This is a genomic window from Bradyrhizobium sp. USDA 223 (genome assembly GCF_044909005.1).
In the GTDB taxonomy this organism is placed as follows: Bacteria; Pseudomonadota; Alphaproteobacteria; order Rhizobiales; family Xanthobacteraceae; genus Bradyrhizobium; species Bradyrhizobium yuanmingense.
In genome coordinates this window covers 6,720,674-6,741,450 of sequence record NZ_JBIYDR010000001.1, presented here as the reverse complement: position 1 = coordinate 6,741,450, position 20,777 = coordinate 6,720,674, and the positions used below count along the sequence as shown (strand labels likewise).

Annotated in this window: 17 protein-coding genes; 10 read left to right on the top strand and 7 right to left on the bottom strand. The window is 65.8% G+C overall.

The genetic code is table 11. The features are described 5' to 3' along the window. Positions 1–60 precede the first annotated feature (60 nt). Complete coding sequence (locus ABIA40_RS31430; RefSeq protein WP_271541586.1) at positions 61–1,461, top strand: MATE family efflux transporter; 1,401 nt, start codon at positions 61–63, stop codon at positions 1,459–1,461. Then, on the top strand, positions 1,458–1,946 hold the full coding sequence (locus ABIA40_RS31425) for a DUF2867 domain-containing protein (RefSeq protein WP_271541584.1): 489 nt from the start codon (positions 1,458–1,460) through the stop codon (positions 1,944–1,946). The genes ABIA40_RS31430 and ABIA40_RS31425 overlap by 4 nt, the downstream gene beginning before the upstream one ends. A gap of 36 nt (positions 1,947–1,982) precedes the next feature. Here ABIA40_RS31425 and ABIA40_RS31420 read toward each other — a convergent pair whose 3' ends face one another. Together ABIA40_RS31420 and ABIA40_RS31415 are read right to left on the bottom strand one after the other, a co-directional pair. Beyond that, on the bottom strand, positions 1,983–2,477 hold the full coding sequence (locus ABIA40_RS31420) for a septal ring lytic transglycosylase RlpA family protein (RefSeq protein WP_404545120.1): 495 nt from the start codon (positions 2,475–2,477) through the stop codon (positions 1,983–1,985). A gap of 310 nt (positions 2,478–2,787) precedes the next feature. Then, positions 2,788–3,903 (bottom strand): aromatic acid exporter family protein, encoded by a 1,116-nt coding sequence (locus ABIA40_RS31415; protein WP_225186497.1) that lies wholly within the window; start codon positions 3,901–3,903, stop codon positions 2,788–2,790. Between the two features lie 117 nt (positions 3,904–4,020). Between ABIA40_RS31415 and ABIA40_RS31410 the strand changes: the two genes are divergently transcribed. Next, positions 4,021–5,388 carry an MmgE/PrpD family protein gene (locus tag ABIA40_RS31410; protein ID WP_275501718.1) on the top strand — a complete coding sequence of 456 codons (1,368 nt, stop codon included), beginning with the start codon at positions 4,021–4,023 and terminating at the stop codon, positions 5,386–5,388. Positions 5,389–5,581: 193 nt separating this feature from the next. Here the strand turns inward: ABIA40_RS31410 and ABIA40_RS31405 are convergent, their stop codons facing one another. Further along, on the bottom strand, positions 5,582–7,009 hold the full coding sequence (locus tag ABIA40_RS31405) for a serine hydrolase domain-containing protein (protein WP_404545117.1): 1,428 nt from the start codon (positions 7,007–7,009) through the stop codon (positions 5,582–5,584). 331 nt (positions 7,010–7,340) lie between these two features. Then, positions 7,341–8,396, bottom strand: coding sequence for a helix-turn-helix domain-containing protein (locus ABIA40_RS31400; protein WP_271541574.1), 1,056 nt, complete (start codon positions 8,394–8,396; stop codon positions 7,341–7,343). Positions 8,397–8,713: 317 nt separating this feature from the next. Here ABIA40_RS31400 and ABIA40_RS31395 point away from each other — a divergent pair, with 317 nt between their 5' ends. Beyond that, complete coding sequence (locus tag ABIA40_RS31395) at positions 8,714–9,631, top strand: pirin family protein (protein WP_271541573.1); 918 nt, start codon at positions 8,714–8,716, stop codon at positions 9,629–9,631. Between the two features lie 62 nt (positions 9,632–9,693). Further along, positions 9,694–10,608, top strand: coding sequence for a phosphoribosylaminoimidazolesuccinocarboxamide synthase (locus tag ABIA40_RS31390; RefSeq protein ID WP_404545114.1), 915 nt, complete (start codon positions 9,694–9,696; stop codon positions 10,606–10,608). A gap of 169 nt (positions 10,609–10,777) precedes the next feature. Here the strand turns inward: ABIA40_RS31390 and ABIA40_RS31385 are convergent, their stop codons facing one another. Then, positions 10,778–12,271 (bottom strand): NAD-dependent succinate-semialdehyde dehydrogenase, encoded by a 1,494-nt coding sequence (locus ABIA40_RS31385; RefSeq protein ID WP_404545112.1) that lies wholly within the window; start codon positions 12,269–12,271, stop codon positions 10,778–10,780. A gap of 159 nt (positions 12,272–12,430) precedes the next feature. Then, on the bottom strand, positions 12,431–12,751 hold the full coding sequence (locus ABIA40_RS31380; RefSeq protein WP_100236193.1) for a hypothetical protein: 321 nt from the start codon (positions 12,749–12,751) through the stop codon (positions 12,431–12,433). Positions 12,752–13,097: 346 nt separating this feature from the next. Between ABIA40_RS31380 and ABIA40_RS31375 the strand changes: the two genes are divergently transcribed. Both ABIA40_RS31375 and ABIA40_RS31370 read left to right on the top strand, forming a co-directional pair. Then, a complete protein-coding gene (locus tag ABIA40_RS31375) occupies positions 13,098–14,294 on the top strand; it encodes a serine hydrolase domain-containing protein (RefSeq protein WP_404545110.1) in 1,197 nt (398 codons plus the stop codon). A gap of 149 nt (positions 14,295–14,443) precedes the next feature. Further along, the gene (locus ABIA40_RS31370; RefSeq protein ID WP_404545107.1) at positions 14,444–16,138 is read left to right on the top strand and encodes an AMP-binding protein; all 1,695 of its coding nucleotides are present in this window, start codon (positions 14,444–14,446) and stop codon (positions 16,136–16,138) included. 172 nt (positions 16,139–16,310) lie between these two features. On the opposite strand, the gene ABIA40_RS31365 is transcribed toward ABIA40_RS31370, so the two are convergent. Continuing rightward, the gene (locus tag ABIA40_RS31365) at positions 16,311–17,312 is read right to left on the bottom strand and encodes an adenosine kinase (RefSeq protein WP_036002704.1); all 1,002 of its coding nucleotides are present in this window, start codon (positions 17,310–17,312) and stop codon (positions 16,311–16,313) included. Positions 17,313–17,436: 124 nt separating this feature from the next. On the opposite strand from ABIA40_RS31365, the gene murJ reads away from it, so the two are divergent. The 3 genes from murJ to ABIA40_RS31350 all read left to right on the top strand — a co-directional run bounded on the left by murJ (position 17,437) and on the right by ABIA40_RS31350 (position 20,704). Next, on the top strand, positions 17,437–18,969 hold the full coding sequence (gene murJ, locus ABIA40_RS31360; protein ID WP_271541562.1) for a murein biosynthesis integral membrane protein MurJ: 1,533 nt from the start codon (positions 17,437–17,439) through the stop codon (positions 18,967–18,969). A gap of 81 nt (positions 18,970–19,050) precedes the next feature. Then, positions 19,051–20,103: a tryptophan--tRNA ligase gene (gene trpS, locus ABIA40_RS31355; protein ID WP_404545105.1), complete on the top strand. Its 1,053-nt coding sequence runs from the start codon at positions 19,051–19,053 to the stop codon at positions 20,101–20,103. Positions 20,104–20,209: 106 nt separating this feature from the next. Continuing rightward, positions 20,210–20,704: a universal stress protein gene (locus tag ABIA40_RS31350; protein ID WP_271541558.1), complete on the top strand. Its 495-nt coding sequence runs from the start codon at positions 20,210–20,212 to the stop codon at positions 20,702–20,704. Positions 20,705–20,777: the final 73 nt, after the last annotated feature.

Here is a 20,777-nt window from a genome sequence, read left to right as displayed (position 1 = left end):
GCACCCGCCCTCACATTTCTTTGCCGTTACTTCGCCGATCGAGGCTGCTATGTCCCCGGCATGACCGAGCTTTTGGATACCAAACGGCGGTACCGGGCACGCCTGGACGCACGGCGGAACCACCTTGCCGAAGAATTCATCGAGACGCTGCGCCTCGCCGTGCCGCTGATGCTGACGCAACTCGGGCAGATCGCGATGATCACGACCGATCTTGCGATGATCGGGCGGCTCGGCGAGGAGGCGGTGGCCGCGGCGGCGCTGGCCCATACGGTCTATTTCGTCAGCTTCACGTTCGGGCTCGGATTGACGTCCGCAGTGTCGCCGCTGGCGGCGCAGGCGTTCGGCGCAGGCGACGTCAGGCGCATTCGCCGCTCCTTGCGCGTCGGCCTATGGGCCGCGCTGCTGATCTCGCTGCCGATGATGGCCTCGCCGCTCTATGGCGAGCAGATCTTGCTCGCACTCGGTCAAACACCGCACTCGGCCGCGCTGGCGCAGCACTATCTGAACGGCCTGGCCTGGGGGATCGCACCGGCGCTCGGATTCATCGCGCTGCGCAGCATGATGAGCGCGGTGAACCGGCCGCAGGCGCCGCTGTGGATCACGCTGGCGGCGATCCCGGTCAATGCCGCGCTGGTCTATGCCCTGATCCACGGCCTGTTCGGCCTGCCCGAGCTCGGCCTGTTCGGCGCGGGGCTTGCGACCACGCTGGTCAATCTCGGCACCTTCCTCGCCGCGCTCGCGATCGCCGGGCTGCGCAAGCCGTTCGTGGACTATCATCCGCTCGCCCGCCTCTGGCGGATCGACTGGCCCTTGATGCGCCAGCTGATCGCGATCGGCGCGCCGATCTCGTTCTCGCTGCTGCTGGAATATGGCCTGTTCTCCTCGGCCGCGCTGCTGATGGGCCTGATCTCGACCACCGCGATTGCCGCGCACCAGATCGCGCTCCAGATCACCGCCGTGCTGTTCATGGTGCCGCTCGGCATCGGCATGGCGGCGACGGTACGAGTCGGTCATGCCTTCGGCCGCAATGATCCGGCGGCGGTGAAACGCGCAGGGCTCGTCGCAGCCGTGCTCGGCCTCGCGCTGGTCTCCGCGCTGACGATCGCCATCGTGATCGGTCGCTATCAGCTCGGCCGGCTGTTCTTCGGCGGCGGCAGCGAAAGTGCGGCCACCGTCGAGCTGACGGCAACGCTGCTGCTGGTCGGGGCCAGCTTCTTCATCGCCGACGGCCTGCAGACCATCATGGGCGGCGCGCTGCGCGGCATCAACGACACCAAGATGACGCTGCTGTTCGCCGCGATCGGCTATTGGGGTGTCTCTTTTCCCATCGGCTGGTTGCTGGCGTTCCACACAGGGCTGGGCGCGGTCGGCGTCTGGATCGGATTCTCGATCGGCACGTTCGTCTATGCCGGGCTCCTGATCTTGCGCTTCCGGATGCTGACGCGCAAAATGGCGGGATGATCGGGACGGTCCGCGAAGTCGCGCCTGAAGTCGATGCCGATGCGCTGCTCGGCGGCGCGCAGTTCATCGACGCGTTTTGCGTGGACATCGGCGCCGCAGCGGTGAATGCCCGCGAGGCCTGCACGAGAATGGTGCTGAACGGGCCGCGCTGGATCGACGCGTTGCTGCGGCTGCGCAACATTCTGGTGAGGCCGTTCGGGCTGAAGACATCGGGTGAAGGCGCGCCGGCCCCACGCGGCATGATCGGCCTGTTTCCGGTGCTGAGCGAGACGCCGGAGCAGCTGGTCGCAGGCTTCGACGATTCGCACCTCGACTTCCGCATCGTCATCGACGTTTCAGGCGATGCCGCGAGCCGGCAGGTGACCTCGACCACGCTGGTGCGCACGCACAACCGGCTCGGCCGGACCTATCTTGCGCTAATCATGCCCTTCCACAAGCTCGTGGTCCGCAACATGATGGGACGGATCGTGGAGTCTGTCCGATGAACTGTGCGGGCCGATATTTGAACGAACACCCCGTGTTCAGCCCACCGGCCCTGGAGTCCAATTGTCGCCCGCGAGCGGACTGACTTTCACGTCAGGAATGACGCCGAGGTCCATGCTCGGATCGAAATGGCGCATCGTCCGTTCATTGAAGTCGATGATGCGGCCAGGTCTTAATGGCCCGACGTCGTTGATCTTGACGATGACCTTCTTGCCCACGGCCTCGACGAGGGCATATTTCGGCCTCGCGCCAAATCCGACTCCACCGAATTTCCGGCGCAAGCTCGTCTTGATGGCGGCGGTCCAGGCAGAGGGATCATAACGCTCGCCGGAGGCCGTCTGCGGACCGCCCTCCTCCTTGCCAGGCTTGAACGGATTGTAGGTGGACGCCGCGCCAATGATCGCATCGCCGGAGGCGGCATCGACGACGGCACTTGAGTGATCCCCACGCGTTTCACTTCGAGCAACGGCAACAGAGAAGGCAAGCGTAACCAGGGCGCCGCAAACTGCGGCGCTCGAGCGGAAGAGCATCATGAGTCCTGTGATTTTTTAGATTGTCCGGTTCCAGAACCGCAAACGTGGTCAAGCGAACGCAGCAGCGCTCATGAACTTGCCGATCGTTTTGCGGATTCGAGCCAACCCCTGGCTACGGAACCGTTGTGAGAACCGGGGTGGTCCTCACGTCGTGCTTCTCTGCGATTAAAACAGAGAATGCGTCAGCAACATGACCCGATGGAACCTCGCGCGCGTGGAGCGACTCAGAGCCGCAGACCGCCGATCACCGCCGCGCTTCGCACACGCGCATTACTGTCGAAAGCCGACGTTGACGACGACGCGCCCGAACTCACTCCGCAACGCGTGCGGTTTTATCTGTCGAGGCCTCCGACCATTCGCCGACGACGCGGTCGAGGTCGCCGAGATTCTGGTGCATCTGCTCCAGGGAGAAGCCGAGCGCGAAGAAGCGCTCGGCGGTGTCGCTGGGGTGACCGCGGATCAGGCCATCCTGACGGACGGACGCGACGGCCTCGGCGTAGTGCTGGAGCGCGACATGGACGGGATGGATCGGCGGCGCGCCGGCGCCCTCGCGCAAAGCGCCAGCGGCCGAGCGGAGGAAGCGGGCGATCACGGTCGACACTTCCGACAGGGGCGCTGCCAGCCGCAATTGCACTTCCACCGGCAGCGGCACCACCGTGGCGCGGCCGATCATCACGACGTCATGGCGCAGCCGCAGGATCGTTCGCAGCAATGGGCCGGTGTCCGGACCGCTCGACAAGCGCGCCGCGCGCTCACGCTCGGCTTCGGAGCCGATCGCATTCAGATTGACCATCGCGGTGCCGATGCCGTCCTGGATCCGGTGCAGCGCGTCGTTGTCGCGGCCGCGCGTGAGGCCTGCCAGCAGCTCGGCGAGGGCATCGGCGATCAATTCGAGCAGAACCGCCGCGCTGGCGCGGATCTGCCGCACCGCGCGCGAGGGCAGCACCAGGAAGGAGACCAACAATCCCGTGACAGCGCCGACACCGACCTCGCTGACCCGATCGATCGCCGAGGTCAGGGGATCGGCATGATGCAGGGTCGGAACCAGGAGCACGATCACGGCGGTGACAGTGGCGGCGCTGAGGCTCGGATTGATCGCGGCGATGAAGGCGAGCGGGGCGACGGAGAGGACCAGCAGGCCGAGCAGGCCCGCCTCGCTGGAATAGGGAATCAGGATGGCGATGGCGCCGCCATAGAGGGCTCCACCGATGGTGCCGAGCATGTAGTCGCGCGTCGCCTTCAGCGAGCGGCCGACGCTCATCTGGGTCACGATCAGCGAGGTCAGCACCGCCCAGAGCGGCAGCAGCAGATGCAGCGCGGTCGCGATCGCATAGGCCGCGGTCGCGGCGACGGTGACCCGGATCGCCAGCCCCAATTGCGTCCGCCGCGCTCGAATCCGGTCGAACAGCTGCCTTGCGCGCGTCATGCGGAATATCCCGATCCTTTTCGCCTAAGCAAAAGCATGGCTGATCCCCGCCGACGCAAGGCCGCTTGAAAGGCCAAATCAGCCCGCCTAACTTGCGCGCCAAATCGAGGAAACACGATGGCTCACGAAACCGCAACGCTCGCCGCCTATGTCTTCAATCTCAAGTACCAGGATATTCCGGCGGAGGTGCTGGAGCGCGCCAAGGTACTGACGCTGGACTTCCTCGGCAGCGCCATCAGGGCGCGGCGCGAGGCGGAATCGACCCCGTCGATGCTGAAGATGCTGGAGGCGCTGGCGCTCGACACCAAGGGTGAGTCCACCGTGTTCGGCGATACCAAGACCTGGACGCCGGCGGTCGCGGCGCTGCTCAACGGCGCGCTCGGCCACTCCCTCGATTTCGACGACACCCATGCCGATTCCTCGCTGCATCCGAGCGCACCGGTGGTGCCGGCCGCCTTCGCCGTCGGCGAGATGGTCGGCGCCTCCGGGCGCGACGTGCTGACGGCGATCGTTGCCGGTTACGAGGTGTGCTGCCGGCTCGGCAATGCGCTCGATCCGACCTCGCATTACGCGCGCGGCTTCCACCCGACGGCGACCGCCGGCACTTATGGAGCGGCTGCGGCGGCCGGAAAACTGTTCGGCCTGAGCGAGAAGCAGCTGATTGCAGCATTCGGCGTTTCCGGCAGCCAGGCCGCGGGCTCGCTGCAATTTCTGGTCAACGGCGCCTGGAACAAGCGCTACCAGGTCGGCGCCGCCGCGATGAACGGCGTGATCGCCGCGACGCTCGCGCGCAACGATTTCGTCGGTGCGACGGAATCGGTCGAGGGCAAGCACGGCCTGCTCGCCGGCTACACCGACGATGCGCATCCGGACAAGGCGGTCGCCGAGCTCGGCAAGACCTATGAGACCATGAAGATCGGCGTGAAGCCCTATCCGAGCTGCCGCTACACCCATGCCGCGATCGACGCGCTGATCGCGATGCGGCGCGAGCACAATCTGACGCCGGAGCAGGTCAAGCGCGTCGAGATCGGCCTGCACCGCAACGGCATCACGCTGACCGGCGACGCCGCGACCAAGCGGCACCCGCGCTCGATCGTCGGGGGCCAGTTCTCGATGTTCTTCACCGGTGCGCTCGCACTCGACCAGGGCTCGTTCGGCTGGGACGATTACAACCGTCTCGGCGACGCCGCGATCGACGCACTCGCCGACAAGTTCGACGTGGTGCAGGACGACCGGCTCGAGATCGGCCGCACCCATCCGTTCGGCGCGCGCGTGAGCATCACCACGGACGACGGCGTGCACGAGCGGCTCTACGCCGATCCGTCCGGAGAGCCGACCTCGTTTCCGGATACGCAGGCGATGCAGCAGAAGTTTTTGACGCTGGCCCGTCCCGTGCTGAACGCGCGCGCGGAGAAGTTCGCGGATGCGATCATGACCCTGGAGCGGTTCGACCGCGTGGCGCAGGCGACGGAATTGGGGAGGTAAGAGCTAGAGCCGCAGCCGCTTCTTACCCTCCACTGGAGGGGGAGGGTCGGCACGCGATCGAGCGAAGCGAGATTGCGTGACGGGGTGGGGTGATCTCTCCACTCGGGCACTGTTCGTCGCTGAGAGACCGTCACCCCACCCCGCTCGCGCTGCGCGCGATCGACCCTCCCCCCAGGGGAGGGTAAGAGGCGTCTTAATCCTCTCCCGCCAGCTTCCCCTTCTCGCGCGTTGCTGCCACGACATCCCGCACCAACTCGAACACGCCGTCGGCTTGCGGCGGTGCGTTTGGGGAACGTCCGAGCCGCACGATCACCAGCTGCTCCGACGGGACCACGATCGCGTACTGCCCGATCGTGCCCTTGGCGAAGAAGGCATCGCGCGGCCAGCCGTGCTCCACGCGAAAATTTGCGCCAAAGCTGTCGCCGCGGTTGGTCCAGAAACCGGCGCCGATGCCGACCCAGGCATTCGGCGTGGCCGTCGCCGAATAGTTCACCCACCCTTCCGGCAGGATGCGCTTGCCGCCGGCGACGCCGTCATTGAGATAGAGCTGGCCGAAGCGCGCCCAGTCGCGGGCGGAGGCGAGCATCTCGCTCGACCCTTCGATCGTGCCGGCGCCGTCGAGCTGGAGCACCACATTCCGCATGCCGAGCGGGGCGAACAATTCGCGGCGCGCAAAGCGCAGCGCGTCTTGCGGTGTGCCGCCGGTCGCATCACGGATCAGACGCGAGAGAATGAGGGTGTTGCCGTCGTGATAATTCCATGCGGTGCCGGGCGCGGTTGCGAGCGGCATGCTTTCGGCATAGGCGGCCATGTCCTTCTCGGCGAATTTCATCCGGTTGACCGGCTCGAAGGCGGAGCCGAGCGAGGCCTGCAGCGAGCTGCCGAGCGCAAGGCCCGCGGTGTGGCGCAGCAGCTGATCGACATTGATGGCATGGCGCGGATCGTCGGGATCTTTCCAGGCGGCGACCGGTGCGGGGCCGTCGAGCTTCAGCTTGCCCTGGCGCACCAGCACGCCGATCAGCGCCGAGACCACCGACTTGGTCATGGAGAAGCCGAGCAGCGGCGTCTCGGGGCCGATGCCGTCGGCGTAGCGTTCGGCGACGACGCGGCCGGCCTTCATCACGACGATGGCGCGGGTGCGGCGGTAAGGCGGTTGAGCGGGCTCGGCGAAGGCCCGGTCGAGCGCGGCGCCGAGCTCGGGGCTCTGCGGCGGCACGATCGCGGGGCCGGCGATCGCGGGAAGCAACGCGGGCCGCTTGTCGTCAGGCAGCGGCTCGACGGAGGCAATGCCAGCGCCGTGCTCGAGCGTGCAGCCGAGGCCCTCGCGATACATGGCATGGCTGCGGCCGAGGCCGAACAGCGTCACCGTGACATCCTTGCGGACGCGGTCGACCCTGTACTCCATCGCCCAGTCGATCAGACTCGCTCCTGGCATGGCATCCGTGGTCTCGGCGAAGTTGCGCCTGGGATCGAGGCCGGAGACGAACGTCTCGGCGCACAGGATATCGGCGACGAAGCCGGTCGCGACCTTCGGCACGTCGCGAGCCCGGGCCGCGCCGAGCGCGAGGCCGGCTGCGGCGATCGCGGAGGCAATGAGGAGGATCTTGCGGCGGCGGGTCACGGGCGTTCTCCGGCTGGGGCGTATGCCGGGGAGGAAGCGGGATGCGGATGGGGGATGCTCGCCGGATTTGGAAAAGGGGTTGGTTGAAATCGGGGCGGGCTGGCCGATTTTGGAATAAGCGAGCTATTTCAGAGTGATACGAAAGTGAGACAGCGATGGGTCTGCTCTCTCTCCCCGTTCTTACGGGGCCGCGACGAGCTTCGCTCGCGCTGAGAGGGTTGGGGTGAGGGGCTCTCTCCCCAGACGAGTTCGTCGTGAGACCTGTTCCCCCTCACCCGGATCGCAAGAGCGATCCGACCTCTCCCCGCAAGCGGGGAGAGGTAAAGAAGGATCACGCCGCACTCGTCTTCAACCGCCGGTACTCGGTCGGCGTCACGCCTGTCACCGCCTTGAAGGCGCGGTTGAATGGTCCCAGCGACTGGAAGCCGGCGTCCATGGCGATGGTGATGACGGGGACCTCGGCCTGGGAGGGATCGGCGAGCGCGGCCTTGGCTTCCTCGATGCGGTGGTTGTTCAGGAATACATTGAAATTGCGATAGCCGAGCCGCTGGTTGATCAGCCGGCGCAGCCTGTATTCGGGAATCTTCAGCCGGCCCGCCAGCACACCGATGGTGATGTTCTCCTGGCGATAGATCCGCTCGTCCGCCATCAGGCGCATCAGGGCATCGATGAGTTTCTTGTCGGAGTCCTCGGCCAAAGGCTGGATCGGCGCGATCGCCGGTGCGGGCTCTGGCCCAATCGGAAACAGATCGGCGCCATCGACGCGCAACATGGCGTAGGCGATCGCGGCAACGATGCAGGCGAGCACGCCGGTATTGATCGTGTCGGCGACATCGCCCACGCTGAAGGCAACGAGGATCTGGAGCAGCGCATTCGACCCGCCATAGAGTGCGGCGGCGCAGACGATGACGACGCGCAGGCGGCGGCGGCGCTCGACCAGATCGGCGGACCACGATCCGATCGTCTGCGCCACCGCGAGCGCGATGAAGCCGAGCACGATCAGGTTCACTGCCGTCACGGAGAACCGCGCGTTGCCGCCCGGCGCGATCCAGAGACACCCGACCAAGCTGAAGGCGGTCACCGCGGCCCAGATCAAACCATGCCACCAGCGTAGCCCAAAGTCGTCGTCGAACAGCGCGCGCGTGAACAGCCAGAACACGACGATGTTGCCGGTCGACAGTGCAATCAGCGGCGCGTGCCAGATCGGAACGGGCGACGACACGCCGATGGAATAGCTCGCGGCATGCGCCGCCGAGCCTAACGCGAAGACGGCGCCGAGGCGGGCTGCCAGCACATGACGGAGGCCGGAGACAAGCGAGGCCGCGAGCACAAGCAGCAGCGCGACGCTGGCAGCGCGGAAGGCGAGCTCGGTTGCGGTAAGGGTCATCGGCTGGGTCGAACGGTCGCAGTTGAAGGCAGCCGAACATCGTTCGTCAGGCTCGCTTTTTCAAGGTCCATCCGCATGCAAGGGCTAGCGGCGGCATCCACAGCTGTCATCGCCCGGCTTGACCGGGCGATCCAGTACTCCGAGACGGCAGCGGTTGAATCGATGGGCTGCGGCGTACTGGATGCCCCGGTCAAGCCGGGGCATGACAGCGGAGTATGTAGGCTATCGCAGCTGCGACGTCGGGCGCTCGCTTTGTCGCGACGCTGATGTGAAAGTCTGCTACCGTCGCGTCCAACAAAGCCAAAAGGAGTCCACTCATGAGCTGGCAGCCCTCGAACGATCCCGTGCTCGGCGATCCCATGTCCTGCGATGCGCTCGATCTCGTCATCGTGCCGCGCACACGCGATCTCGGTGACGGGTTCGCGGTGCGGCGGGCGTTGCCGCACGGCAAGCGGCAGATGGTCGGGCCGTTCATCTTCTTCGACCATTTCGGACCGGTGCAGTTCGTCTCCGGCAAGGGCATGGACGTGCGGCCGCATCCACATATCGGGCTCGCCACCGTCACCTATCTGTTCGACGGCGCAATCATGCATCGCGACAGCGAGGGCAACGTCCAGGAGATCGCGCCGGGCGCGATGAACCTGATGACGGCCGGGCGCGGCATCGCGCATTCCGAGCGCACGCCGGACGCGCAGCGCGCCTCGGGACAGAAGATGCTCGGCCTGCAAAGCTGGATCGCGCTGCCGGCGGGCTCCGAAGAGATCGCGCCGTCGTTCCAGCATTATGCGGCAGGCGATTTGCCGATGATTTCCGAGCGCGACTTCACCGCGCGGGTGATCGCGGGCTCCGCCCTCGGCATCACCTCGCCGGTGTCGATGGTCTCGCCCTGGTTCTACACCGAGGTCACGGCGGTGGCAGGCGCGAGCGTGCCGCTGGATCCGGACCATGAGGAGCGCGCGATCTATGTCGTCGACGGCGAGGTCGAGATCGCGAACGAGCGCTACGAAGGGCCGCGCCTGCTGATCTTCCGGCCCGGCGACCGCATCACCGTGAAAGCCCTGAAGGCCACGCGAATGATGTTTCTCGGCGGCGATGCGCTGGAGGGCCCGCGCCACATCTGGTGGAATTTCGTCTCCTCCAGCAAGGAGCGGATCGAGCAGGCCAAGCAGGACTGGAAAACCGGCCGCTTCGCCGCAGTTCCGCAGGAACACGAGTTCATTCCGCTGCCGGAATAGGCTAATCCGGTGTCCGGCCGCACAACGAATGCGGCTGGATTCCCTGTGCGAAGGCTTTGCCGATGACCACCATGCTCTCCAGCGACCTGCCGCTTGCCAAGATCGGACGCGGCAAGGTGCGCGATATCTACGCTGTCGACGACGACCGCCTGCTGCTCGTCACCACCGACCGCATCAGCGCCTTCGACGTGGTGATGGGCGAGACCATCCCGATGAAGGGCGCGGTGCTGACGCAGATCAGCGCGTGGTGGTTCAATGAGCTCGAAGGCGTGGTGCCGCATCACATGATCAGCGCCGACACCGACGCGATCGTCGCGGCCGTACCGGCGTTGAAACCGCATCGCGCGGAGATCCTTGGCCGCGCCATGCTGTGCAAGCGCACCACCGTGTTTCCGATCGAATGCGTGATCCGCGGCTATCTCTCAGGCTCCGCCTGGAAGGAATATGCTGCCAGCGGAACGCTCGCGGGCGAGACGCTGAAGGCTGGCCTCGTCGAGAGCGAGAAGCTGGAGCCGGCGATCTTCAGCCCGGCGACCAAGGCCGAGAGCGGCCATGACGAGAACATCACCATCGCGAAGATGCGCGCCGTGGTCGGCGACGAGGTCGCTTACACGCTGGAGAGCATGACGCGCGCGATCTACACGCTCGGCGAGGAGCTCGCCCGCGAGCAGGGCATCATCATCGCCGATACCAAGTTCGAGTTCGGCCGCGACAAGGACGGCCGCATCATCTTGATCGACGAAGTCATGACGCCGGACTCGTCGCGCTTCTGGGCGTTAGATGCCTACAAGCCGGGTCAGCCGCAGGCGAGCTTCGACAAGCAGCCCTTGCGCGACTATCTCGACGTCGAACGCCGCGCCGGCCGCTGGAACGGCGACGCCCCGCCGCCGCCGCTGCCGGCCAGCGTGGTGGACGCGACCAGCAAGCGGTACCTGGAAGCGTATCGGCGCGTGACGGGGAATGAGCTGAAGATTTAGGCCCGACTGTCGCGTCTCGCTTCGTCATTGCGAGCGCAGCGAAGCAATCCAGAGTCTTGCCGCGGAGGGATTCTGGATTGCTTCGCTCCTCTCGCAATGACGTGGAGAGGCCGGGAGCCCCTCTCCACCATTTCTGCCTGGCTCGCGTTCGCGAAGAGGACGGCGGCTCTCACACCCCCGCCATCATCACGTATTTGATCTCGACATATTCTTCCATGCCGTGACGCGAGCCTTCGCGGCCCAGGCCGCTTTCCTTGACGCCGCCGAAGGGCGCGACCTCGGTGGTGATGAGGCCGGTGTTGACGCCGACCATGCCCGATTCCAGCGCCTCGGCGACACGCCAGACCCGGCCGATATCGCGGGAGTAGAAGTACGAGGCGAGGCCGAAGGGCGAGGCGTTGCACATCGCGATGACGTCCGCCTCGTCCTTGAAGCGGATCACGGGTGCGAGGGGGCCGAAGGTCTCCTCCTGCGACACCAGCGAGTCAGGCTTGACGTCGGCCAGCACCGTCGGCTCGAAGAAGGAGCGGCCGAGCTCGCTGCGCTTGCCGCCGGTGACGACCTTGGCGCCGCGCTTGACGGCATCGGCAATGTGGCGCTCGACCTTGTCGACCGCCTTCATGTTGATCAGCGGGCCTTGCGTGACGCCGCCTTCGGTGCCGTCGCCGATCTTCATCGCGGCGACCTTCTTCGACAGCTTCTGCACGAACTCGTCGTAGATCTTGTCCTGGGCGTAGATGCGGTTGGCGCAGACGCAGGTCTGGCCCATGTTGCGGTATTTCGAGACGATGGCGCCTTCGACCGCGGCGTCGATGTCGGCGTCGTCGAACACCACGAACGGCGCGTTACCGCCGAGCTCGAGGCCGAGCCGCTTCACGCCGACCGAGGCCTGCTGGTAGAGGATCTTGCCGACGGCGGTCGAGCCGGTGAAGCCGACGAAACGCACGGCCGGATGCTCGCACAGCACCTTGCCGATCGGCGGCGCATCGCCCGTGATGATGTTGAGCACGCCCTTGGGGACGCCGGCCCGCTCGGCGAGCACGGCCAGCGCCAGCGCCGACAGCGGCGTCTCGTTGGCGGGCTTGAGCACCACCGTGCAGCCGGCCGCCAGCGCCGGCGACACTTTGCGCGTGATCATCGAGTTCGGGAAATTCCACGGCGTGATCGCACCGCAGACGCCGATCGGCTGCTTGATGGCGAGCAGGCGCGCATCGGCGCGCTGGGTCGGGATGGTCTCGCCATAGACGCGCCTCGCTTCCTCGGCGAAGAACTCGATATAGGCCGCGCCGATATCGACCTCGCCGAGCGCCTCGGTGAGCGGCTTGCCCTGCTCGGAGGTGAGGATCAGCGCGAGGTCCTCGCGATTGGCCGTGATCAGCTCGAACCATTTCCGCAGGATGTTGGAGCGCTGCTTGGCGGTGTGCTTTGCCCAGGCCGGAAAGGCGCGCTCGGCGGCTTCAACCGCCCGGGTGGTGTCGTCGGCACCAAGCTGCGGCACCTTGGCGAGCTCGACGCCGGTGGCGGGATTGTTGACAGGGAAGACCGGCGTGCCGACCCAGGCGCCGTCGATGTAGCAGGCCTCCTTCAGCAGCGATGGGTCCTTCAACCGGTCGCGCAGAGTGGCGGTGGCTTGCGAGGCGCGTGCGGCGGCGGTCGGTGTCATGGCGTTTCTCCCTGGGCGATCGGATCGGCCGCAATATAGGGACAGACGGTACGCAATGCACCGCCCGGCAACGCACATCTGCTGGGAGTTAAGCTGAGGGCCGCTGGTCCTTCACCTCTCCCCGGCGGGGAGAGGTGAAGCACCACCGCCGCGGAAGGATCAGGCCGCGCCGCTCATATAGGTCTCGCGGCGTCCGATCATGCGTTCGGCCGCGGCCTTGGCGTCCGCCTTCGTGGAGGTCGCGCAGGTCCGGTATTCCAGATCGGGAACGTGGGAGGTGTCGCGACGGCCGAACCACGACTTCGAGCCAACCGGCAGCAGCGCCAGCGCCTGCGCCAGATTGTCGACGGCGCCGAAGGAATAGAGCGCGCCGGTGCCGGCGATGCGGACCTCGTAAATGCCGGGCGAAATCGGCGCCTCCAGATTCTCGCCTCGTCCGGCACGGGGATAGCGTTTCCATTCGCTCCAGGTCGAAATCATCTGAGGTCCCCCTCGCCGCCCATCCACGGCCGGCACATTTGCATCAAGTCTTAACGGCTCGTCGATCGGGCCGGGTGCTGAACGCGGCAGCTCACGAAATGTTTCAGGGGTTCGAAAACCACGAAGCATATCGCGAGAAACCCATCCAAGGTGAGGCGAGACACGCCGATCCACCGCAGATTGTAAAAGAGCGTGCGCGCTCAGCCTCGTTGTCGTCCTGCGTTGGATCAAGACCGTCAAGTCACGACATCGCGACCGGTGCAGGTACATAGATGGCGCTTGCCGCGCCGGAGATCCGGGAAGACAATCGATCACTTCCAACAATAATCAAACCCGAGGAAACGCCATGCAAAGCCAAGCCCAGATCGATGAGATTCTGCGTCAGAAGAGCGAGACCAAGGAGATTCCGGGCGTCGTCGCCATCGCGGCCAGCGGTCAAGACGTGCTGTATCAGGGTGCGTTCGGCAAGCGCGATCTGTCCAAGCCCGATCCGATGACCGCCGACAGCGTGTTCTGGATCGCATCGATGACGAAGGCGGTGACCACAGCGGGCGCCATGCAGCTGGTCGAGCAGGGCAGGCTGTCGCTGGATGCGCCGATCGGCGATGTCTTGCCGGAGCTCGCCAATCCGCAGGTGCTCGAAGGCTTTGACGCCAAGGGCGAGGCGAAGCTGCGGCCGGCCAAAGGACCGATCACGCTGCGCCAGCTCATGACCCACACCGCCGGCTTCTGCTACAACATGTGGAACGGCGATCTCGCGGTCTATCTGGACAAGAACGGCATTCCCGCCATCACCACCTGCCAGAACGCGGCATTGAAGACGCCGATCATGTCCGACCCCGGCACGCGCTGGGAGTACGGCACCAACATCGATTTCGTCGGCAAGGCCGTGGAGGCCGCCAGCGGCAAGCGGCTCGACGCGTACCTGCGCGACAATCTGTTCGCGCCGCTCGGCATGCGCGACACCGCTTTCAAGATCAGCGACGACATGCGCAAGCGCCTGGTCGGCATGCATGCGCGCGGCGAGGACGGCCAGCTGGCAGCGATCCCGTTCGAGCTGGAGCAGGAGCCTGAATTTCACATGGGCGGCGGCGGGCTCTATTCGACGGCGGCCGACTACATCAAGTTCACCCAGATGATCCTCAACAAGGGCCGCGGCAACGACAATCAGGTGCTGAAGGCCGACACGATCGCCATGATGAGCCAGAACCAGATGGGCGATCTCAACATGACCAAGATGACGACGGCGGCGCCGATGTACACCAACGACGTCGATCTCTATCCGGAGCAGGTGAAGAAGTGGGGCCTCAGCTTCATGATCAACACCGCCAAGACCGCCGAGGGCCGCAGCGCCGGCAGCCTCGCCTGGGCGGGCCTCGCCAACACCTATTACTGGATCGACCCGGCGCGAGACGTCACCGGCGTCATCCTGATGCAGCTGCTGCCGTTCGCGGACGCGAAATGCCTGGAGGCGTTCGCAGGCTTTGAGCGCGGCGTTTATGCCGGGCTCGATGCTGCCGGAAGCGGGCAGAAGGCGGCGTGACTCGTCAACCTCTCACCTGACCTCATGGCCGGGCTTGTCCCGGCCATCCACGTCTTGCCACGCGGCACAAAGAACGTGGATGCCCGGGACAAGCCCGGGCATGACGACGGGTAGAGTGTGCCGATCATCACTGACGAAAGGATTTCGACTTGGCGGACAAAGCGGACAGCTACGTTTGCGGCATCTCGGACGCGCCGCTGCTCGGCGACACGATCGGCCGGAGTCTCGACCAGGCCGCGCAGCGCTGGGGCAATCGCGAAGCGCTGGTCTCGCCCAGCCACGGCGTGCGATGGGCCTGGTCGGAATTCGCGGAACGGGTTGATGCGCTTGCCGCCGGCTTTCTTGCGCTCGGGCTCGAGCGGGGCCAACGGATCGGCATCTGGTCGCTGAACCGGCCGGAATGGACGCTGACCCAGTTCGCCGCCGCCAAGGCCGGCCTGATCCTAGTGACGATCAATCCTGCCTATCGCCTGAGCGAGCTGGAATTTGCCCTTCGCAAGGTCGGCTGCGCGGCGATCGTCACCGCGACGGCGTTCAAGACCAGCAACTACATGGAGATGCTCAACACGCTATTGCCGGAGCTGTCATCCGCCAGGCCCGGACAGCTGCAAGCGGCACGGCTGCCGGCCCTCCGCAATGTCATCCAGATCGGCGGCCCGGCCGCCCCGGGCACGATTGCCTTCGACGAGGTCGCGCGCATGGGCGGCGACCGGCACCGTCAGCAATTGGCCGCGCTCGGCCAGGAGTTGCAGTTCGACGATCCCGTCAATATCCAGTTCACCAGCGGCACGACCGGATCACCCAAGGGCGTGACGCTAACCCACCACAACATTCTCAACAACGGCTATTTCGTCGGCCGCGCGATGCGCCTCACCGAGAAGGATCGCATCTGCATTCCGGTGCCGCTCTATCATTGCTTCGGCATGGTGATGGGCAACCTTGCCTCCGTGACGCTCGGCGCCGCGATGGTCTATCCCGGCGAGGGTTTTGACCCGCTCGCGACGCTGCGCACGATCGAGCTGGAGAAATGTACGGCGCTCTACGGCGTGCCGACGATGTTCATCGCCGAACTCGATCACTCCGAATTTGCCGGCTTCGACCTGACATCGCTGCGCACCGGCATCATGGCCGGCGCGCCCTGCCCGATCGAGGTGATGAAGCGCGTCAACACCGAGATGAACATGCGGGAGGTCACCATCGCCTATGGCATGACCGAGACCAGCCCCGTCAGCTTCCAGAGCGCGGTGGACGATCCGCTGGAGCGCCGCGTCTCCACGGTCGGACGTATCCATCCGCATGTCGAGGTCAAGATCGTCGATCTCGAGGGCAGGATCGTGAAGCGCGGCGAACGCGGCGAGCTGTGCACCCGCGGCTACAGCATCATGCTGGGTTATTGGGAAGAGAAGGAGAAGACGGCCGACGTGCTCGACGCGAACGGCTGGATGCACACCGGCGATCTCGCCACCATCGACGACGATGGTTATTGCAACATCGTCGGCCGCATCAAGGACATGGTGATCCGCGGCGGCGAAAACCTCTATCCGCGCGAAATCGAGGAGTTTCTGTATCGTCACCCCAAGATCCAGGACGTGCAAATCTTTGGCGTCGCAGACACCCGCTACGGCGAAGAACTCTGCGCCTGGATTCGCGTCAGAGCGGGCGAGCAACTGACGGCTGAGGAAGTGCGCGCCTTCTGTGAAGGCCAGATCGCCCACAACAAGATCCCGCGCTACGTCGAATTCGTCGACGAGTTTCCGATGACCGTGACCGGAAAGATCCAGAAATTCCTGATGCGCGAGGCAGTCGAGCAGCGTTTGGGATTGAAGGCGGCGAAGACGGCGTGAGTTGTCGAACACTCGCGCAACACTGACGGTGTCATTCCCCGCGGAAGCGGGGAATCCAGTACGCCGCGGCTTTTTCGTAACCCGCTGATGCTTCCGGAATACTGGATCGCCCGCCTTCGCGGGCGATGACACCGGAGAATGAGGATCGCAATGACGGCGTGAGAGCGGGACCTTAACCTGTCAACCCGCGCTGCTCGGCCAGCTCCTTCAGCGACACCAGCGGGCGGGCGCCGATGTGCTGGATGACTTCGGCGGCGGCGAGCGCGCCGAGCTCGCCGCACTGCTTGTAGCCGAAGTTGCGCGCGAGGCCGTAGAGGAAGCCGGCGGCGAAGAGATCGCCGGCACCGGTGGTGTCGACCACCTTCTCGACCGGGAAGGCCGGCGCGGCGACCGCGTCTTCCGACGACACCACCATGCAGCCCTTCTCGCTGCGGGTGACCACACCGAGATTGACGTCGTTGCGCAGCTGCTTCAGCGCGGTGTCGAAATCCGAGGTCATGTAGAGCGAGTGCAGCTCGGACTCGTTGGCGAACACGATGTCGACGGTGCCGCCCCGCATCAGCGAGAGAAACTCGTCGCGATAGCGATCGACGCAGAAGGAATCCGAGAGCGTCAGCGCCACCTTGCGCTTGGCGTCATGGGCGATCTTGGCCGCCTTGACGAAGGCCTCCTTGGCGTTCTTGGGGTCCCAGAGATAGCCCTCGAGGTAGACGATGCCCGCGCCCGCAATCTCGGCCGGATCGATGTCGGCGGGCGACAGGTCCTGCGCCGCGCCGAGATAGGTGTTCATGGTGCGCTCGCCGTCGCCGGTGACCAGGATGTAGGAGCAGCCGGTGGCGGGGCCGTCCTTGGCAGCGGGCGTGTTGAAGGCGACGCCGGCGGCGCGAATGTCGTGCACGTAGAGCTTGCCGATCTGGTCGTCCTTGACCTTGCCGACATAGGCGGCGCGCGCCCCCAGGCTGCCGATGCCGACGATGGTGTTGGCCGCAGATCCGCCCGAGACTTCCGTGGCCGGACCCATGTCCTTGTAGATGGCCGCCGCGCGCGCCTCGTCGATCAGCGACATGCTGCCCTTCGCCATGCCATGCTTGGCCAGAAAGGCCTCGTCGGTCCGAACCAGCACGTCGAACAGCGCGTTGCCGATGCCGAGAACGTCATATTTCACGTCAGCCATTCACCTTGATCCTGTTTGCCGGATTGCGATCTAACCGGAAATCCGCTTCCTGTCGGCCTGAAATCCAAGCTCGCGGCCTATCACGACCGGGCCTTGGCGGGCAAGCAACGGTATTTTCGAGAGCATGATCCGCTCCTTCCTGACCGTCTCGACGGGAACGCTGGCCTCGCGCCTGCTGGGTTTTGCCCGCGATTCCCTCATTGCGGCGCTGCTCGGCACCGGCGCCGTGGCGGATGCGTTTCTGGCGGCGTTCCAGCTCGTCAACGTGGTGCGGCGGCTGCTCAGCGAGGGCGCGCTGAACGCGGCGCTGATCCCTGCCTGGCTGCGGGTGCGGGACCGCGACGGGGTGGCGGAAGCCGCGGCGTTCGCCGGGCGCGTGCTCGGCACGGTCAGCGCGGCCCTGATCGCGAGCTCGATCCTGATCGCGTTGTTGATGCCGCTGATCATGACGGTCATCGCGCCGGGATTCCTCGGCAGTGGCACGCTCGATCTCGCGGTTCAGAACGCGCGGCTGATGCTGCCTTACCTCGCCTTCGCCGGTCCCGTCACCGTGCTGATGGGGCTTCTCAATGCGCAGGGGCGCTTCGCGCTGACGGCGTTCTCGCCACTGCTGTTCAACATTGCGCTGATCGCGGCGATCGTGATGCTGCTGGTCTGGCATGCAGACGCCGGCTTCGCCGCGTGGATCCTGGCGGCGACGGTCGGCCTGGCCGGCCTGCTGCAATTGCTGATGCTGCTGTCGCGGCGAAGCGCGCGCCTGGCGACACCGCTGCGCGCCAGTTTCGACAAGGAGATGCGCGGCTTCTTCGCCAAGGCGATCCCCGGCATGATCGCAAGCTCGGGGCCGCAATGGCTGATGGTGGCGGGTGCGATCATCGCGTCCGCAACGCCGTCCGCCGTGTCCTGGCTCTATTTCGCCAACCGCTTGATCGAGCTGCCGCTCGGCATCGTCGGCGTCGCCATGGGCACCGTGCTGGTGCCGGAGCTGACGCGCGCCGTCGCTAGCTCCGATCGCGACGCGGTGGCGCATGCCGAATCCCGCGCGCTCGAGCTTGCCGCCGGGCTGGCGCTGCCGGCCACCCTCGGCCTGATCGTGCTGGCCGAACCGATCGTGCGGCTGTTGTTCGAGCATGGCGCGTTCGGTGCGGAGGACAGCGCGGCCACCGCGCGCTCGCTGATGTGGCTGGCGCTGGGCCTGCCGGCTCATGTGCTGATCAAGGCGCTGTCGCCGGCGTTCTATGCCCGCAGCGACACGGTGACGCCGCTGCTCGCGACCGCCAAGGGCTTCGTGGTGACGGTCGTGCTCGCGATTCTGCTCGGCCATCTCCTTGGCGCGAGCGGTATCGCGGCTGGTATCGCGGCCGGCGCCTGGAGCAGCGCGCTCTCCTTGATCCGGAAGGGCACGGCCGCGTTCGGCTTCTCGATCGATGCGAGTGCCCGCACGCGATTGCCGCGGATCGTGCTGGCCGCGATCGCCATGGGCGCCCTGCTCTGGCTGACAACGGGTCTGGTGCCTGCCGGCGCCCATGGGCTCATCCACTTCATTGCGCTGGGTGTACAGATCGTGGCCGGGATCGCCGTCTACGGCTTGCTGCTGCAAACCGTCGGCGCCGCCTCCTGGCGTGAGGCGGTTAACGCGTTGAAACGGCCCGGCTAAACCGCGAGCCCGGCGAAAGACCCTTGACGGGGCAGCGCCGCTGTTGGAAACGACGCCCGAATACCTATGGGAAGGCTGACCATGCCATTCGTTGAACGGGTCTTTTCGGGCGTCCAGCCGACGGGCAATCTCCACCTCGGCAATTACCTCGGCGCCATCGTCAACTTCGTGAAGATGCAGGAAACCCACAATTGCATCTATTGCGTCGTCGACATGCACGCGATCACGCAAGGGGTGGACGTCTGGGGCGGGCCGGTCGAGCTCGCGCGCAACACCCGGGAGGTGACCGCCGCGTTCATCGCGGCCGGCATCGACCCGAAGAAGCACATCGTGTTCAACCAGAGCCAGGTCTCCGGCCATGCCGAGCTCGCCTGGATCTTCAACTGCGTTGCGCGCATGGGCTGGCTCGGCCGCATGACCCAGTTCAAGGAGAAGGCCGGCAAGGACCGCGAGAACGCCTCGGTCGGTCTATTCGACTATCCCGTGCTGATGGCCGCCGACATTCTGCTCTACCGCGCCACCCACGTTCCCGTGGGCGAGGACCAGAAGCAGCATCTCGAGCTTTCGCGCGACATCGCGCAGAAGTTCAACAACGACTTCGGCGACTCGATCCGCGCGCAGGGCGTCAATGACGGGCTGTTCTTCCCGCTGCCGGAACCCTTGATTACGGGTCCGGCGACGCGCGTGATGAGCCTGCGCGACGGCACCAAGAAGATGTCGAAGTCGGACGCCTCCGACAATTCGCGCATCAACCTCACCGACGATGCCGACACCATCGCGCAGAAGATCCGCAAGGCGAAGACCGATCCGGAGCCGCTGCCGACGGAAGAGAAGGGCCTGGAAGCGCGGCCCGAGGCCGACAATCTCGTCGGCATCTTCGCCGCGCTGTGCGGCCGCTCCAAGGCGGACGTGCTGCGCGATTTCGGCGGCGGCCAGTTCTCCAGCTTCAAGAACGCACTGGCGGAGCTGTGCGTCACCAAGCTCGCGCCGATCGCCGGCGAGATGAAGCGCCTCGTCGCCGACCCCGGCCATATCGACTCGATCCTGAACGAGGGATCCGACCGGGCGCGCGCGATCGCCGACGAGACCATGAAGCTCTCCAAGGACATCGTCGGCTTCATCCGCCGGCGCTAAGGCGCACTTCGCAAGGCCGGCTGACGCCACGGCGCCGGCCGCTTCGCCTCTCCCAAACATTGCGGGAGTGTGGCAGCATGCTGCCCGTGCACAATCCGGGACATGCATGACCAGCAAGCGACTTTGCTACGAGCCGGGTCACAAGCCCAAATGCCTCGTCATCGTCGACGACAGCGCCGAATGGGATCGCGCCGTCTATTACGCCAGCCGCTGGGCGATCCGCGCCGGCGGCGGCGTGGTGATGCTGCGCATCATAGAGCCTGAGCAGCAGAGCCAGGAATGGTTGGGGGTGGCCGACATCATGCGCGCCGAAGCGCAGGAAGCCGCCGAGGCCGCACTCGACCGCGCCGCCGGGCGCGCCAACGGCATCGCTGCGATCACGCCGGAGCGGGTGATCCGCGAGGGCAGCGCGATGGAACAGCTGCTCGCAGTGATCGACGAGGACCCCGATATCGCCATGCTGGTGCTCGCCGCCAATCCTGGCGCGGAGGGGCCCGGACCCCTGGTCTCGCTGCTCGCAAATGCGCTCGGCACCTTCCCGGTGCCGGTGACGATTATCTCGGGCGCGCTGAGCGACGAAAGCGTGGATTCGCTGTCGTAGGCGGCTCTGCCGGTGGGTTACTCGTCATGCCCGGGCTTGTCCCGGGCATCCACGTTCTTGGCACGACGAAGCA